The 14,849-nt window shown below is 37.0% G+C and carries 16 protein-coding genes, 1 tRNA gene, 1 other RNA gene and 1 other annotated feature; of the genes, 14 read left to right on the top strand and 4 right to left on the bottom strand.

Annotated elements, in window-relative coordinates:
* Positions 1-93: 93 nt before the first annotated feature.
* Positions 94-1,095, bottom strand: a complete 1,002-nt coding sequence (locus tag ACQKNR_RS28365) for a YaaC family protein (RefSeq protein WP_427322541.1) — start codon at positions 1,093-1,095, stop codon at positions 94-96.
* A 115-nt stretch (positions 1,096-1,210) separates the two neighbouring features.
* Here ACQKNR_RS28365 and guaB point away from each other — a divergent pair, with 115 nt between their 5' ends.
* The 7 genes from guaB (at position 1,211) to ACQKNR_RS28330 (ending at position 8,161) form a co-directional block, all read left to right on the top strand.
* On the top strand, positions 1,211-2,674 hold the full coding sequence (guaB, locus tag ACQKNR_RS28360; RefSeq protein WP_427322539.1) for an IMP dehydrogenase: 1,464 nt from the start codon (positions 1,211-1,213) through the stop codon (positions 2,672-2,674).
* 113 nt (positions 2,675-2,787) lie between these two features.
* Positions 2,788-4,098 carry a serine hydrolase gene (locus ACQKNR_RS28355; RefSeq protein WP_427322543.1) on the top strand — a complete coding sequence of 437 codons (1,311 nt, stop codon included), beginning with the start codon at positions 2,788-2,790 and terminating at the stop codon, positions 4,096-4,098.
* A gap of 157 nt (positions 4,099-4,255) precedes the next feature.
* Complete coding sequence (pdxS, locus tag ACQKNR_RS28350) at positions 4,256-5,143, top strand: pyridoxal 5'-phosphate synthase lyase subunit PdxS (protein ID WP_000186167.1); 888 nt, start codon at positions 4,256-4,258, stop codon at positions 5,141-5,143.
* An 18-nt stretch (positions 5,144-5,161) separates the two neighbouring features.
* The gene (gene pdxT, locus ACQKNR_RS28345) at positions 5,162-5,752 is read left to right on the top strand and encodes a pyridoxal 5'-phosphate synthase glutaminase subunit PdxT (RefSeq protein ID WP_427322537.1); all 591 of its coding nucleotides are present in this window, start codon (positions 5,162-5,164) and stop codon (positions 5,750-5,752) included.
* A 54-nt stretch (positions 5,753-5,806) separates the two neighbouring features.
* Positions 5,807-6,028 (top strand) — a binding site (T-box leader).
* Positions 6,029-6,079: 51 nt separating this feature from the next.
* Complete coding sequence (gene serS / locus ACQKNR_RS28340; RefSeq protein ID WP_427322535.1) at positions 6,080-7,354, top strand: serine--tRNA ligase; 1,275 nt, start codon at positions 6,080-6,082, stop codon at positions 7,352-7,354.
* 155 nt (positions 7,355-7,509) lie between these two features.
* A tRNA-Ser gene (locus ACQKNR_RS28335) sits at positions 7,510-7,602 on the top strand.
* A 166-nt stretch (positions 7,603-7,768) separates the two neighbouring features.
* Entirely contained in the window at positions 7,769-8,161 is a 393-nt protein-coding gene (locus ACQKNR_RS28330) for a DUF3797 domain-containing protein (protein WP_060629159.1), read from the top strand.
* A gap of 35 nt (positions 8,162-8,196) precedes the next feature.
* Here the strand turns inward: ACQKNR_RS28330 and ACQKNR_RS28325 are convergent, their stop codons facing one another.
* The 3 genes from ACQKNR_RS28325 to ACQKNR_RS28315 form a co-directional block, all read right to left on the bottom strand.
* Positions 8,197-8,865 (bottom strand): deoxynucleoside kinase, encoded by a 669-nt coding sequence (locus ACQKNR_RS28325; protein WP_001053585.1) that lies wholly within the window; start codon positions 8,863-8,865, stop codon positions 8,197-8,199.
* Positions 8,866-8,867: 2 nt separating this feature from the next.
* Positions 8,868-9,503 (bottom strand): deoxynucleoside kinase, encoded by a 636-nt coding sequence (locus tag ACQKNR_RS28320; protein WP_427322533.1) that lies wholly within the window; start codon positions 9,501-9,503, stop codon positions 8,868-8,870.
* A gap of 123 nt (positions 9,504-9,626) precedes the next feature.
* Positions 9,627-10,166 carry an isochorismatase family cysteine hydrolase gene (locus ACQKNR_RS28315; protein WP_427322531.1) on the bottom strand — a complete coding sequence of 180 codons (540 nt, stop codon included), beginning with the start codon at positions 10,164-10,166 and terminating at the stop codon, positions 9,627-9,629.
* A 108-nt stretch (positions 10,167-10,274) separates the two neighbouring features.
* On the opposite strand from ACQKNR_RS28315, the gene tadA reads away from it, so the two are divergent.
* The 7 genes from tadA (at position 10,275) to ACQKNR_RS28280 (ending at position 14,635) form a co-directional block, all read left to right on the top strand.
* Positions 10,275-10,775, top strand: a complete 501-nt coding sequence (gene tadA / locus ACQKNR_RS28310) for a tRNA adenosine(34) deaminase TadA (RefSeq protein ID WP_427322529.1) — start codon at positions 10,275-10,277, stop codon at positions 10,773-10,775.
* 79 nt (positions 10,776-10,854) lie between these two features.
* Positions 10,855-11,119, top strand: an RNA gene (gene ffs, locus ACQKNR_RS28305) — signal recognition particle sRNA large type.
* 132 nt (positions 11,120-11,251) lie between these two features.
* Positions 11,252-12,940: a DNA polymerase III subunit gamma/tau gene (gene dnaX, locus ACQKNR_RS28300; RefSeq protein WP_427322527.1), complete on the top strand. Its 1,689-nt coding sequence runs from the start codon at positions 11,252-11,254 to the stop codon at positions 12,938-12,940.
* Positions 12,941-12,965: 25 nt separating this feature from the next.
* A complete protein-coding gene (locus ACQKNR_RS28295) occupies positions 12,966-13,292 on the top strand; it encodes a YbaB/EbfC family nucleoid-associated protein (RefSeq protein WP_193414726.1) in 327 nt (108 codons plus the stop codon).
* A 14-nt stretch (positions 13,293-13,306) separates the two neighbouring features.
* On the top strand, positions 13,307-13,903 hold the full coding sequence (recR, locus tag ACQKNR_RS28290; protein ID WP_000559165.1) for a recombination protein RecR: 597 nt from the start codon (positions 13,307-13,309) through the stop codon (positions 13,901-13,903).
* 14 nt (positions 13,904-13,917) lie between these two features.
* Positions 13,918-14,139, top strand: coding sequence for a YaaL family protein (locus tag ACQKNR_RS28285; RefSeq protein WP_000466020.1), 222 nt, complete (start codon positions 13,918-13,920; stop codon positions 14,137-14,139).
* 226 nt (positions 14,140-14,365) lie between these two features.
* Entirely contained in the window at positions 14,366-14,635 is a 270-nt protein-coding gene (locus ACQKNR_RS28280; RefSeq protein WP_427322525.1) for a pro-sigmaK processing inhibitor BofA family protein, read from the top strand.
* Positions 14,636-14,849 lie beyond the last annotated feature (214 nt).

Genomic DNA, 14,849 nt, shown 5'->3' with positions numbered 1-14,849 from the left:
CTCTCTAGCGCCGATGGTAGTTGGGACCTTGTCCCTGTGAGAGTAGGACGTCGCCAAGCAACGTAAAACACGAGTCATTTGACTCGTGTTTTTTTATTTCCCATGAAATAGGCTGGATTCTGTTAGTAAAAATACTGAAATATAGTAAGGGATTTTTTGAGCAGAAATATTAAGGAATTGATAAATAAATGGATAATCTTCAGAGCTATAGCTTCCAAGTAAGTCATACCACCAATCAGTTTCATACCTAGAGATCATGCTTAAATTATAGAGCAATAAGTAATGAACAAGGAGCTCAGGTAATACTGGTTTAGGATTTCTAGGATCGGTTGTAAGTGGTAAATAATAAGTATCAGTAAGGTACTCATAGTATAAAGGGGTGCTATACATGGGATTCCATGTATCGATAGGCGCTGTAAAAAGTACATTCGATTCGCCCTCTTTTTCAGGGATATGTTGTATGGATAAATGCTTACAAGTTGATTCGATGTAACGTGAAAATCTATCTCTGGTCATATGTAGTCGATCTAGTATATTAGCCGAAAAGGAAAGATCATTTTTATTTGTTGAATCAATTTTATATAAAGTTAATCCTTTTTGACTACAACGAAATAAATTTTGTAATTCAGGAATATTTCCCATTAGCTCTAACATATTAAATTTTTCGGCCTCTAAGTGTTTCATGTGAAACAGTTGTTCTGCAACGTGAGTAAATAATCCGTTTTTTTGTATTTTTACCTCATCTTCTAAAAATTGATAACCTTGTTTTTTTCGTTTACGGGTTGTAACACCATGAGCTAAAACGGTAGTTGATTCTGGATAGTTAGGATCAATAGTTAGCAAGCAAGCTTTAAAAAGTTGACTTATCCCATAAAATAACAACATTGGCTGAATGGAAAATGGAGCTGCCTTATATAATTCATAATAATTTTTCCCATGTTCTAAGTAGTAAATAAAGGGATAACAATTTTCAAAACTTTTTTTTTCGGCATCTTGTATGGAGGATTTTTCATAACAACGGGCAAGATAACGTTGTACATTTTGAGATGAAAAGAAGAAACTTAATTGCTGCCAAGTATAATGTGTTTGATGCATATATTACGCTCCTTTTATTGTCTAAAAATTCTAACATATATATACGTCCTTGACAGTATTTTAACCAATTGATAAGCTACTAATAATAATTTCTGGTATCATGGGGGGAACAATTATGTGGGAATCTAAATTTGTTAAAGAAGGTTTGACTTTTGATGACGTATTACTTGTACCAGCAAAGTCAGATATATTACCAAGAGAAGTAAGTGTAAAAACAGTTTTATCTGAAAGCTTACAGTTAAATATCCCGTTAATTAGTGCAGGAATGGATACAGTAACAGAAGCGGATATGGCTATTGCAATGGCTCGTCAAGGCGGTTTAGGAATCATTCATAAGAATATGTCTATTGAGCAACAGGCAGAGCAAGTTGATAAAGTAAAGCGCTCTGAAAGCGGCGTTATTTCAGATCCTTTCTTCTTAACTCCAGAACATCAAGTATATGATGCGGAACATCTCATGGGAAAATATCGTATCTCAGGTGTGCCGGTAGTAAATAATTTAGATGAGCGAAAATTAGTTGGTATTATTACAAACCGTGATATGCGTTTCATCCAAGACTACTCAATCAAAATTTCTGACGTAATGACAAAAGAACAGTTAATTACAGCCCCAGTTGGTACAACGCTGGAAGAAGCTGAAAAGATCCTACAAAAGTATAAAATTGAAAAGCTCCCTCTTGTTGATAATAACGGTGTATTACAAGGGCTTATTACAATTAAAGATATTGAAAAAGTAATTGAATTCCCAAACTCTGCTAAGGATAAGCAAGGACGCTTATTAGTTGGAGCAGCAGTTGGTGTAACGGCTGATGCAATGCTTCGTATCGACGCATTAGTAAAAGCGAGCGTAGATGCAATTGTACTTGATACAGCTCATGGGCATTCTCAAGGTGTTATTGAAAAAGTAAAAGAAGTTCGTGCGAAATATCCAGCACTAAACATTATTGCTGGAAATGTTGCTACAGCTGAAGCGACGAAAGCATTAATTGAAGCTGGTGCAAACGTAGTTAAAGTTGGTATTGGACCAGGTTCTATCTGTACAACACGCGTTGTAGCTGGCGTTGGTGTACCACAATTAACAGCAGTTTATGACTGTGCAACAGAAGCACGTAAACACGGCATTCCAGTTATTGCTGATGGCGGTATTAAGTACTCTGGTGATATGGTGAAAGCTTTAGCAGCAGGAGCACACGTTGTTATGTTAGGTAGTATGTTTGCTGGTGTTGCTGAAAGCCCTGGAGAAACTGAAATTTACCAAGGTCGCCAATTTAAAGTATATCGTGGTATGGGTTCTGTTGGAGCAATGGAAAAAGGAAGTAAAGATCGTTACTTCCAAGAAGGAAACAAAAAACTTGTTCCAGAAGGTATTGAAGGAAGAGTACCATACAAAGGGCCTTTAGCAGATACAGTTCATCAATTAGTTGGTGGATTACGTGCAGGTATGGGATATTGCGGAGCACAGGATTTAGAATTCTTACGTGAGAATGCACAATTCATTCGCATGTCAGGTGCAGGTTTACGTGAAAGTCATCCTCATCACGTACAAATTACAAAAGAGGCTCCAAACTACTCATTATAATGTCTCATATACAAATAGACGGAGATTTGATATCTCTGTCTATTTTTTTTTGAATATGTTAGAATAACGGTTATGTGAGTACATAGATATTGGGGGTAGCAAAAGTGAAAGGTATGTTTTGCAAAAGATTCATTGCTTTGGTAACAGTGCTTACACTAGCTTGTAGCATGTTTGCACCATATGGCAATGCATCAGCGGAAACAGGTGCTGCTTTAAACATTGAAGCAGGTGCAGCGATTTTAGTAGAAGCAAATTCTGGGAAAATTGTATATCAAAAGAATGCAGATGAATTATTGGCAATTGCTAGTATGACAAAGATGATGAGTGAGTACTTAGTGAATGAAGCGGTCGAAAAAGGGAAGCTGAAGTGGGATCAGAAAATTAAGGTTTCTGAATATGCGCATAAAATTTCACAAGATCGTTCACTATCAAATGTTCCGCTAGAAAATGGTGGGTCTTATACGGTAAAAGAGTTGTATGAAGCAATGGCAATTTATTCGGCTAATGGAGCGACAATTGCTCTAGCTGAAGCGGTGGCAGGAAAAGAAGTTGATTTCGTAAAAATGATGAATGATAAGGCGAAAGAGTTTGGATTAAAAAATTATAAATTTGTAAACTCTACAGGCTTAACAAACAAAGACCTAAAGGGACAACATCCTGAAGGAACAACTCCGGAAGAAGAAAATAAAATGTCCGCGAGAGATGTTGCAATTTTAGCTCAGCATCTTATTAAGGACTTTCCTAAAGTATTAGACACAGCGAAAATTCCAAAGAAAGTCTTCCAAGAGGGTGGGAAGTACCCGATCCAGATGGATAACTGGAACTGGATGTTAAAAGGCTTAGTTAAACAATATGATGGTGTAGATGGCCTGAAAACAGGATCAACTCCAGAAGCAGGAGATTGTTTCACTGGTACGGTTGAAAAAAACGGTATGCGTTTTATTTCTGTAGTTATTAAAACAAATTCTCATACAGCACGTTTTGATGAAACAAAGAAGCTATATGATTATGGATTTGCTAACTTTGAAATGAAGCAAATGTATAAAAAAGATTCTTCAGTAAAAGGACAAGAAACAGTACGAGTAAATAATGCAAAAGATAAAGATGTAGCAGTTCAAACAAAACAAGCTGTTTCACTTCCAGTACCAAAAGGAAGTAAAGATGTTTATAAAACAAAATTAAAAGAAGCAAATAAGGGACAAGAAGCACCTATTAAAAAGGGAGCTGCACTTGGTCAAATGGTCATCACACCAAAAGATACAAATGATCCTGGATTTTTATCTGGTAAATCATTACAAGTTGATCTTGTAACAAAATCAGCAGTAGAAGAAGCAAACTGGTTTACTCGCTCTATGCGTGGAATCGGCTCTTTCTTTGGTGATATGTGGAATGGTGCTGTTGATACAGTAAAAGGTTGGTTTTAAAAGCTCCTCGTTGTAGGAGCTTTTTTTATTCCTATTTTTCATACCGACTTTATGAAAAAATAGTAGACAAGCATCAGATAGTTAATGGTAGAATGTAAGAGTATTCTTAATTTTCTCCTTTAACGGGGAAAGCAATCACCTAGGGGGGTTTTTGTACATGACAAATGTAACAGGGACAGAACGTGTAAAACGTGGAATGGCAGAAATGCAAAAAGGCGGCGTTATTATGGACGTAGTTAACGCTGAACAAGCAAGGATTGCAGAAGAGGCAGGCGCAGTTGCTGTTATGGCATTAGAGCGTGTACCTGCAGATATTCGTGCAGCAGGTGGCGTTGCTCGTATGGCAGATCCAACAATTGTTGAAGAAGTTATGGGTGCTGTGTCAATCCCGGTTATGGCAAAATGTCGTATCGGTCACCTTGTAGAAGCACGTGTATTAGAATCATTAGGGGTAGACTATATCGATGAGAGTGAAGTATTAACTCCTGCTGATGAGGTATACCATTTAAATAAACGTGATTACACAGTTCCATTTGTATGTGGTTGCCGTGATATCGGAGAAGCTGCACGTCGTATTGCAGAAGGTGCATCTATGCTTCGTACAAAAGGTGAACCTGGAACAGGAAACATTGTAGAGGCAGTGCGTCATATGCGCCAAGTCAATGCAGAAATCCGTCAAGTTGCAAGTCTACGTGAAGATGAGTTAATGACATATGCAAAAAATACTGGTGCTCCTTATGAAGTGCTACTTGAAATTAAACGCCTTGGCCGTTTACCAGTTGTAAACTTTGCAGCAGGTGGTGTAGCAACACCAGCAGATGCAGCGTTAATGATGCAACTTGGTGCTGATGGTGTATTTGTTGGATCTGGTATCTTCAAATCAGAGAACCCAGAGAAATTTGCACGTGCAATCGTTGAAGCAACGACTCATTATGAAGATTACGAACTAATTGCAAGCCTTTCTAAAGGATTAGGTACTGCAATGAAAGGTGTCGAAATTTCAACGTTATTACCAGAACAACGCATGCAAGAGCGTGGATGGTAATTAAAGGAGATCTTTAAAATGGTGAAAATCGGTGTACTAGGTCTTCAAGGTGCAGTTCGTGAGCATGTAAAATCAGTTGAAGCAAGTGGTGCAGAAGCTGTTGTTGTAAAGCGTATAGAACAACTTGAAGAGATTGATGGTCTTATTTTACCAGGCGGTGAAAGTACAACTATGCGCCGTCTTATCGATAAGTATGCTTTCATGGAACCACTTCGTACATTCGCTAAATCTGGTAAACCAATGTTTGGTACATGTGCAGGAATGATTCTTCTTGCAAAAACACTTATTGGCTATGAAGAAGCGCATATTGGTGCTATGGATATTACAGTTGAGCGCAATGCGTTCGGACGTCAAAAAGATAGCTTCGAAGCTACACTTTCTATTAAAGGTGTGGGAGAGGATTTTGTTGGCGTATTTATTCGTGCTCCGTATGTTGTAAATGTGGCTGATGATGTTGAAGTACTTTCTACGCATGGCGACCGAATGGTAGCGGTAAAACAAAATCAGTTTTTAGCTGCTTCATTCCATCCGGAATTAACGGAGGATCATCGTGTGACAGCATACTTTGTAGAAATGGTAAAAGAAGCGAAAATGAAAAAAGTTGTATAAGTAACTTGCAACTTGTATAAGATTATAGTAAATTGATGGTAACAATTTTATAAAATAAGCGTGTTGATAGGAAGTAGTAACAAATGTCGTTTCTTATAGAGAGTCGATGGTTGGTGGAAATCGATAGAAACAGTTTGTGAATCCATCCTGGAATGGAATGTGGAATATCTTTATGATTAGTAAACATTCCCGGTGAAGAGCCGTTATTTCTACTTGAGAGGAAGGCGGTAATGCTTTCAACTAGGGTGGCAACGCGGGTTAACTCCCGTCCCTTTATATAGGGACGGGAGTTTTTTGTGTTTTATAAAATAAAAGGAGGAGTATATAATGCTTGATATTAAATTTTTACGTACAAATTTTGAAGAAGTAAAAGCAAAGTTACAGCATAGAGGCGAAGATTTAACTGATTTTGGTCGCTTTGAAGAGTTAGATACGAGAAGAAGAGAACTACTTGTTCAAACAGAGGAACTAAAAAGTAAGCGTAACGAAGTATCTCAACAAATCTCTGTATTGAAGCGCGAAAAGAAAGATGCAGAAGCTCTAATTCTAGAAATGCGTGAAGTTGGAGAAAAAGTAAAAGATCTTGATAATGAACTTCGTACAGTAGAAGAAGACTTAGAAAGATTAATGTTATCTATCCCAAATATCCCTCATGAATCTGCTCCAGTTGGTGAAACAGAGGATGATAATGTAGTAGCACGTACTTGGGGAGAAGTGAAAGAATTTGCTTTTGAACCAAAACCACATTGGGATCTTGCTACAGATCTAGGGGTTTTAGATTTTGAACGTGCTGGGAAGGTAACAGGAAGCCGCTTCGTATTCTATAAAGGTGCTGGTGCAAGATTAGAGCGTGCTTTAATTAGCTTTATGCTTGATCTTCATACTGATGAGCATGGATATGAAGAAGTATTACCTCCGTATATGGTAAACCGTGCAAGCATGACAGGAACAGGACAACTTCCGAAGTTTGAAGAAGATGCATTCCGTATTGAAAGTGAAGATTACTTCTTAATTCCAACAGCTGAAGTACCTGTAACAAATATGCACCGTGATGAAATTTTAAATAAAGAGCAATTGCCTATAAGATATGCTGCATTTAGCTCTTGTTTCCGTTCTGAAGCAGGTTCAGCTGGCCGTGATACACGTGGCTTAATTCGTCAGCATCAGTTCAATAAAGTAGAGCTTGTAAAGTTCGTAAAACCAGAAGATTCTTATGAAGAGTTAGAAAAACTAACAAATGATGCAGAACGCGTGTTACAATTATTAGAGTTGCCATATCGCGTTATGAGCATGTGCACAGGCGATTTAGGATTTACAGCAGCGAAGAAATACGATATCGAAGTATGGATTCCAAGCTATGGCACATATCGTGAAATTTCTTCTTGTAGTAATTTTGAGGCTTTCCAAGCGAGACGTGCAAATATCCGTTTCCGTCGTGAGCCAAACGGAAAACCAGAACATGTTCATACATTAAATGGATCTGGTCTTGCAATTGGACGTACGGTGGCAGCTATTTTAGAGAACTACCAACAAGAAGATGGTACAATTATAATTCCAGAAGTTCTTCGCCCTTATATGGGAGGAAAAACAGTTATTAAGTAAATTTATAAACATTCATCGGTATGAGTGATTGGTAATTATGAGCGTTGTCAGTACTATATGTAGGAGAGGGAAAGTAAAATTTTCCTTTCCTCATAATTTATTTTAGTAGGGTTGACTAACTGTTTTTCTTTTGATATTATATTTGATGTCAATATGGAGGTATACCCAAGTCTGGCTGAAGGGATCGGTCTTGAAAACCGACAGGCGGCGAGAGTCGCGCGGGGGTTCGAATCCCTCTACCTCCTCCAGATATAATTGACAACAGCGCATATAAGTGGAGATTGGAGAACTCGTTACCAACACGTAACGAGTTTTTATTTTAAAACCAATCATAAAGTATGGTGTAAGGCGATTTTGTCCTTATTACACACTCATATTCCGATGATTATCTTCATAGATATGAAAGGAGTCAACATGGATCTTATTATACAAACGTTTCCTTTAGATGGAAAAACTTTATATTATGTACAATGTCCTGTCTGTAAGAACAATAGAATTTTAAACAGTGGTGCAAACGTATCACGCATTATTAGCGATGATACATTCCGTAAACTTTGTGGTTGTACTTGTGATGTAAAACAAACTGCTACAAAAGTAGAGGCGCCAAAAAAGGTTAAAAAAGAAGCTGTAAAGAAAGAAGCAGCTCCAAAACGTACAGGTAAAGTATTAACAGCGGTAATTAACGGGAAAGAAATGACTGTTAAAGAGATTGCTGAGACATACGATATTAGTACAAGTACTGTTCGTCAGCGTATTAACGCTGGAAAACCTGAGAGTGAAATTATTGCTCCAACAAAGAAGAAGTAATTTAATAGAAAAACCCGTGCATATGCACGGGTTTTTTATTTTACAAGTTTACGTGTTTGTTTTAAAAAATGGCCAATTTTTTTAATGATTGGTTCAATAGAATCGCCATCTTTTAAAATATCGTATTCATTAATGTTTAATCGTAAAACAGGGCATGAATTAAAGTTATTAATCCAGTTTTCGTAACGCCCATGCATCTCTTTCCAATACTCAATTGGTGTTTGTTGTTCCATTGGGCGTCCACGTTCTTGGATACGATCAACGATATCATCAAAAGAACCTTCTAAGTAAATTAGTAAATCTGGATGAGGGAAGTAAGGAGTCATGACCATAGCATCGAATAAACCTTTGTATGTTTCATAATCAGTTTCCGTCATTGTACCTTTTTCATGATGCATTTTTGCAAAAATTCCAGTGTCTTCATAGATAGAGCGATCTTGAACAAAACCGCCACCATATTCAAAAATTCTTTTTTGTTCTTTAAATCGTTCTGCTAAAAAGTACACTTGTAAGTGGAAGCTCCAGCGTGTGAAATCAGCATAGAACTTGTCCAAATACGGGTTAGAATCTACCTTTTCAAATGATGTGCGATAACCTAAAGCGTTAGCTAATGCAGTTGTCATAGTGGATTTACCAACACCTACTGTTCCAGCGATAGTGATTACTGCGTCATTTGGTATATCATATTTTTGCCTTAAATTCATTATTATTTCGACTCCTTTAAGAGAGTATTTTGAAGGGCAGATAGGATGACATTTAAATCATCAGGATTTTTTACAAAATCCATATCGTCTCCGTTAAATTTCAATACTGGGATATCTGGATGATCCTTTTTAAAAGCATCCATTGCTGTTTCGTAATCTTTTGTGAGCTGTAGTAAGTAATTTGGATCCATATTTTTTTCGAATTCTCTTCCGCGCATTGCGATTCGCTTTTGTAATGTTTCCAGGCTAGCTGTTAAATAAACGATAACGTTTGGTACAGGCATATCTTGTGTAAGGATACGATAGATTTGCATGTACTTGTCATATTGAGAATCTTTTAATGTGCGGGATGCAAAAATTAGATTTTTAAAGATATGATAATCTGCTACTACAGGCTTCCTTTGATTCAAATACTTTATGTTAATATCCTCTAATTGTTTGTATCTATTACAAAGAAAGAACATCTCTGTTTGAAAACTCCATTCGTCGATGTCTTTATAGAATTTTCCTAAAAAAGGGTTTTCATCAACAATCTCTTTTAGTAAGTGGAGTTGCATGTGAGTTGAAATTTCCTTCGCAAGTGAAGTTTTTCCAACACCAATTGGTCCTTCAACCGTGATAAATGGTACTCCGGTCACGCTGTTTCCTCCTTTCAATCAGTAATTTACAGTGACTACTAAAAATACAAAACAGAATTATTGTAGCACAAGAGGGGAGCGAGCGGACTAATTTGATATAAAAAGTTAGAAAATAGATATGTATTAATCAAATTTTATTTGAGATGAAGGTAAAATATTTGCTTTTAATGTAGCTTCCATTATTTTCAAAGCGTGTTTATTATCTTGGTCGTTGTTAGAAGCGATACAATCCTGTGGTACATAAAGAGAATAATTCCTCATATGAGCATCGTTAGCTGTAAAAAGAATACATATATTTCCTGCAATTCCCGTTAAAATGAGATTTTCGATTTTTAAATAACCTAATAAAGAATTCAAGGGTGTTTCATAAAAAGCGGAATAATGTGGTTTAATGAAAATATAATCATCAGAATTAGGGGCAATCTTATGAATTATATTTTCACTATATTTATTCGTACAATGAGTAATTAGCTGATCAATATCAGATCTCCAAAGTTGATAATGGTCATTAACGTAAATTGTGGGATAGCCGAAGGATTTCATTTTTTTCTTTAATTGTAAAATAGGAGTTGTTATGGTTTCACATTTTTTTGCTAGGATGGGCCCGTGGGAAAATTGAAAATCATTAATCATATCGATGATGAGTAAGGCTGTGTTTTTCATATGTAATCCCCTCTCTTTTTTCTTTAGGGTGGATTGAATTTGTAAAAGTTATCCCACGTATGGTAAATGGAAATAAGTGTACTTTATTTGGAATGAAAGGACCATATTATGGAACAAGATCAAGATATTTATTTTATGCGATTAGCAATCGAAGAGGCTAAAAAAGCAGAAATCATACAAGAAGTACCGATTGGTGCAGTTATTGTGTTAGATGGTGAGGTAATTAGTGTTGCTCATAATTTAAGGGAAACGGAGCAAAGATCAATAGCTCATGCTGAGTTGTTAGCTATTGATGAGGCGTGCAAAAAATTGGGGACATGGCGTTTAGAAGATGCGACGTTATATGTAACATTAGAGCCTTGTCCAATGTGTGCAGGTGGAATTGTTTTATCACGAGTAAAGAGAGTTGTATATGGTGCAAGTGATCCAAAGGGCGGATGTGCAGGGACGCTAATGAATCTTTTAACAGATGAACGCTTTAATCATCAATGTGAAGTAGTACATGGCGTACTAGAAGAAGAATGTGGTACGTTGCTAACAAACTTTTTTAGGGAGCTTCGCAAAAAAAGAAAAGCGATAAAAAAATTAGAAAAAAGCAACGAGAATTAACACATTTGCATTTTATAAAAAAACAAGTTATACTGATAATGCCTTTAATAAAGGCAACCGAATATTGGTTTTAACTTTGCCGTGCTAAGCGGGGAGGTAGCGGTGCCCTATACTCGCAATCCGCTCTAGCGAGGCCGAATCCCTTCTCGAGGTTATGTTGCTGTAAGGCCTGCCTTAAGTAAGTGGTGTTGACGTTTGGGTCCTGCGCAACGGGACCCCGTGAACCTTGTCAGGTCCGGAAGGAAGCAGCAATAAGCGGGTTTTCTCGTGTGCCGCAGGAGTGCCTGAACCGAGCTAACTGCTTAAGTAACGCTTATGGTACGTAATCGACAGAAGGTGCACGGCAGTTATATATGTATACAAAACTCACCTTAATACAAAGGTGGGTTTTTTGTATGGAAAATAACTTTTGGAATCTATAAACAGAATGGGTTATAATATATAAGATAATAACCTTTGAGGGAGGCCGTATTTTCGTGTCATACCAAGCGTTATACCGAACATGGAGACCGCAAAAGTTCGAAGATGTAGTCGGTCAAAAGCACGTGACAAAAACGTTGCAAAATGCCCTTCTTCAAGAGAAAGTTTCACATGCTTATTTATTTTCTGGTCCGAGGGGAACAGGGAAAACAACGATTGCAAAAGTATTTGCAAAAGCAATTAACTGTGAACATGCTCCGGTAGCTGAACCTTGTAATGAATGTCCTTCTTGTTTAGGGATTACACAAGGATCTATTTCAGATGTATTAGAAATTGATGCGGCTTCAAATAACGGTGTAGATGAAATTCGAGATATAAGAGATAAAGTAAAATATGCTCCAAGTGCTGTAGAATATAAAGTATACATTATTGATGAAGTTCACATGCTTTCTATGGGTGCCTTTAATGCGCTTTTAAAAACTTTAGAAGAGCCGCCAGGACATGTTATCTTTATTTTAGCGACAACAGAACCACATAAGATTCCACCTACAATCATTTCACGGTGTCAGCGATTTGAGTTTCGAAAGATATCAGTAAATGATATTGTCGAGAGATTATCGACGGTTGTGACAAATGAGGGTACGCAAGTAGAAGAGGAAGCATTACAAATTGTTGCGCGTGCGGCCGAGGGTGGTATGCGTGATGCACTTAGTCTTATCGATCAGGCCATATCTTATAGTGATGATGCAGTTACAACAGAAGATGTTTTAGCTGTAACAGGCTCTGTTTCTCAGCAATATTTAGGTAACCTAGTAGAATGTATACGTGAAAATGATGTATCAAGGGCATTGCGCATCATAGATGAGATGATGAGTAAAGGGAAGGATCCGGTTCGCTTTATGGAAGATTTCATTTACTATTATCGTGATATGCTTTTATATCAAACTTCACCACAACTAGAACATATGTTGGAACGAGTAATTGTAGATGAGCAATTCCGTATGTTAAGTGAAGAAATGCAGCCGGAAGTAATCTATGAGATTATTCATAGCCTTAGTAAGGGACAACAAGAGATGAAGTGGACAAACCATCCGCGGATTTTCTTAGAAGTTGTGATGGTGCAACTGTGTCAGCAGTTTATGATGCAAACAAACGGTGCAGATCGTTTACAAGCAATTATGAACAGGATGCAGCAACTGGAGAAAGAATTAGAACAAGTTAAAAAGAATGGTGTACCAGCTGGTGTACAACCAGAGGTAAGAGAGACGCGTGCAACACCAAAACCAGTAAGAACAGGAAGTATGAAAATTCCTGTTGGACGTGTAAATGAAGTGTTGAAGCAGGCGAAGCGTCAAGATTTAGAACAATTGAAAGCTGTATGGGGTGAGTTGTTAGGAAGACTCAAATCTTATAACAAAGTGGCATTTGCTGTTTTATTAGAAAATAGTGAGCCAGTAGCGGCTTCAGATGATACTTATGTGTTAGCGTTTCAATATGAGATTCATTGTAAAATGGCGAGTGAGAATCGCGAAGCAATGGATACGCTGGAACAAATTCTTTTTGAATTGCTAAGTAAAAAGTTAAATATGATTGCTATCCCAAAAAGTGAATGGGGTAAAATTCGGGAGGACTTTTTACAACGCGAAGGCGGGGATTCTGAAGAAGGCCCAGAGCAAAAAGAAGATCCTCTCATAGAAGAAGCAGTAAAATTGGTAGGGCAAGAACTTATTGAAATAAAAGAGTGATTATTATTAGGAGGAATTAATTATGATGCGTGGCGGAATGGGAAATATGAATAACATGATGAAACAAATGCAAAAGATGCAAAAGGAAATGGCAAAAGCACAAGAAGAGCTTGGCGAAAAAACAGTTGAAGGTACAGCTGGCGGCGGAATGATTACTGTTATTGCAAATGGTCATAAGCAAGTTCTTGAAGTGAAAATTAAAGAAGAAGTTGTAGATCCAGAAGATATCGAAATGTTACAAGACTTAGTGCTAGCTGCAACAAATGATGCACTTAAAAAGGCTGATGAACTTTCAAACTCTACAATGGGTAAATTTACAAAAGGCTTAAACTTACCGGGTGGAATGTTCTAGGAGGATATTGATATATGCATTATCCAGAACCAATATCAAAATTAATCGATAGTTTTATGAAGTTGCCAGGAATCGGACCGAAAACAGCGGTTCGATTGGCATTTTTCGTATTAGATATGAAAGAAGATGATGTGTTAGGTTTTGCGAAAGCACTTGTGAATGCGAAGCGAGATTTAGCATATTGTTCTGTATGCGGACATATTACTGACCGCGACCCTTGTTATATTTGTGATGATTCGCATCGAGATCAATCAGTTGTTTGTGTCGTGCAAGAACCGAAAGATGTAATTGCGATGGAAAAGATGAAAGAGTATCAAGGTGTATATCATGTGTTACGTGGTGCGATTTCTCCAATGGAAGGGATTGGACCGGAAGACATTAACATCCCACAACTCTTAAAGCGACTGCAAGATGAAACGGTACAAGAAGTGATATTAGCAACAAATCCTAACATTGAAGGGGAAGCTACAGCGATGTATATATCCCGCCTCTTAAAGCCGACAGGTATTAAAGTAACTCGTATTGCACATGGTCTACCAGTTGGTGGAGATTTAGAATATGCAGATGAAGTGACACTGTCGAAAGCGTTAGAAGGTCGTAGAGAAGTATAAGAGGAGAAACAAAAATGTTCTTTCAAAAAAAGGGTAAATTGCGTAAAGAGTATGATGATAAGCTAATTGTACTATTGGAAAAAGTGAAGAATGAATGGTTACGTCAGAAGAGAATGGTCGAACAAAGTGTTGAACCATCTCAAGATGTACTTTGTTCTTTGAAAATAGCAGAGGCGAAATATTTCTTCTTGTTAAAAGAAGCAAAGCGTCGTCCTGTAAAAATGGAGCAATGGTAAAAGGTTCTGCTTTTTTAAGCAGGACTTTTTATTTTATTTGTTAAAACTGAGGGGTTGCTTTGTTTTGAAAGAACCATTGAGGATTTTGATGGTTTATATTGAGGAAGGGAATATTACTGATTAAAGGCTAGCGAGATGAATCAATGGAGTTATATGATAAATGTTCTTTTTTATTGTCTTGTCCCATACAAATAGATATGTATAGGTCATTCATAAGGAGGAAAAAATGAATTCTACAATTATTATTGTTGGTATTCTTTCTCTTGTTTTTATTTTCCTTGTTTTTGGTGTTTCTTCTAAACCATTACGTTTTATAGGAAAGGCGCTCTTCCATGTTACTTTAGGAATTGCATTACTCTTTATCGTAAATGTTGCAGGAACATATTTTGATTTTCATATCCCGATTAATGCAGGCACAGCGACAATAACGAGTTTATTAGGTCTACCAGGTGTTGCTGCATTAGTAATTATTAAGCTGTATATCATGCCAAGATAAAATTATTTTGGCATTTTTTTTAAAAGTTATTGACTAAGAAATGATTAATATGGTAAATTAATAAGCGTCGTCAGCAACGAAATAAAAAAGTTGTTGACAGATTTAATGAGAAATGTTAAATTATAAAAGTCGCTGAAACGCGATGTTGAACTTTGAAAACTAAACGAAACAAACAACGTGAAACGTCAATTTTTATTTTAGATGCTAGACAAAC

The sequence above is a fragment of the Bacillus sp. NPDC094077 genome, from assembly GCF_050279465.1.
GTDB lineage: Bacteria > Bacillota > Bacilli > Bacillales > Bacillaceae_G > Bacillus_A.
This window is presented reverse-complemented; position numbering and strand designations above follow the sequence as displayed.

Coding starts and splice junctions, on each gene's coding strand:
- ACQKNR_RS28365 (WP_427322541.1), bottom strand. CDS start 1,095: ATGCATCAAACACATTATACTTGGCAGCAATTAAGTTTCTTCTTTTCA.
- guaB (WP_427322539.1), top strand. CDS start 1,211: ATGTGGGAATCTAAATTTGTTAAAGAAGGTTTGACTTTTGATGACGTA.
- ACQKNR_RS28355 (WP_427322543.1), top strand. CDS start 2,788: ATGTTTTGCAAAAGATTCATTGCTTTGGTAACAGTGCTTACACTAGCT.
- pdxS (WP_000186167.1), top strand. CDS start 4,256: ATGACAAATGTAACAGGGACAGAACGTGTAAAACGTGGAATGGCAGAA.
- pdxT (WP_427322537.1), top strand. CDS start 5,162: ATGGTGAAAATCGGTGTACTAGGTCTTCAAGGTGCAGTTCGTGAGCAT.
- serS (WP_427322535.1), top strand. CDS start 6,080: ATGCTTGATATTAAATTTTTACGTACAAATTTTGAAGAAGTAAAAGCA.
- ACQKNR_RS28330 (WP_060629159.1), top strand. CDS start 7,769: ATGGATCTTATTATACAAACGTTTCCTTTAGATGGAAAAACTTTATAT.
- ACQKNR_RS28325 (WP_001053585.1), bottom strand. CDS start 8,865: ATGAATTTAAGGCAAAAATATGATATACCAAATGACGCAGTAATCACT.
- ACQKNR_RS28315 (WP_427322531.1), bottom strand. CDS start 10,166: ATGAAAAACACAGCCTTACTCATCATCGATATGATTAATGATTTTCAA.
- tadA (WP_427322529.1), top strand. CDS start 10,275: ATGGAACAAGATCAAGATATTTATTTTATGCGATTAGCAATCGAAGAG.
- ACQKNR_RS28295 (WP_193414726.1), top strand. CDS start 12,966: ATGCGTGGCGGAATGGGAAATATGAATAACATGATGAAACAAATGCAA.
- recR (WP_000559165.1), top strand. CDS start 13,307: ATGCATTATCCAGAACCAATATCAAAATTAATCGATAGTTTTATGAAG.
- ACQKNR_RS28285 (WP_000466020.1), top strand. CDS start 13,918: ATGTTCTTTCAAAAAAAGGGTAAATTGCGTAAAGAGTATGATGATAAG.
- ACQKNR_RS28280 (WP_427322525.1), top strand. CDS start 14,366: ATGAATTCTACAATTATTATTGTTGGTATTCTTTCTCTTGTTTTTATT.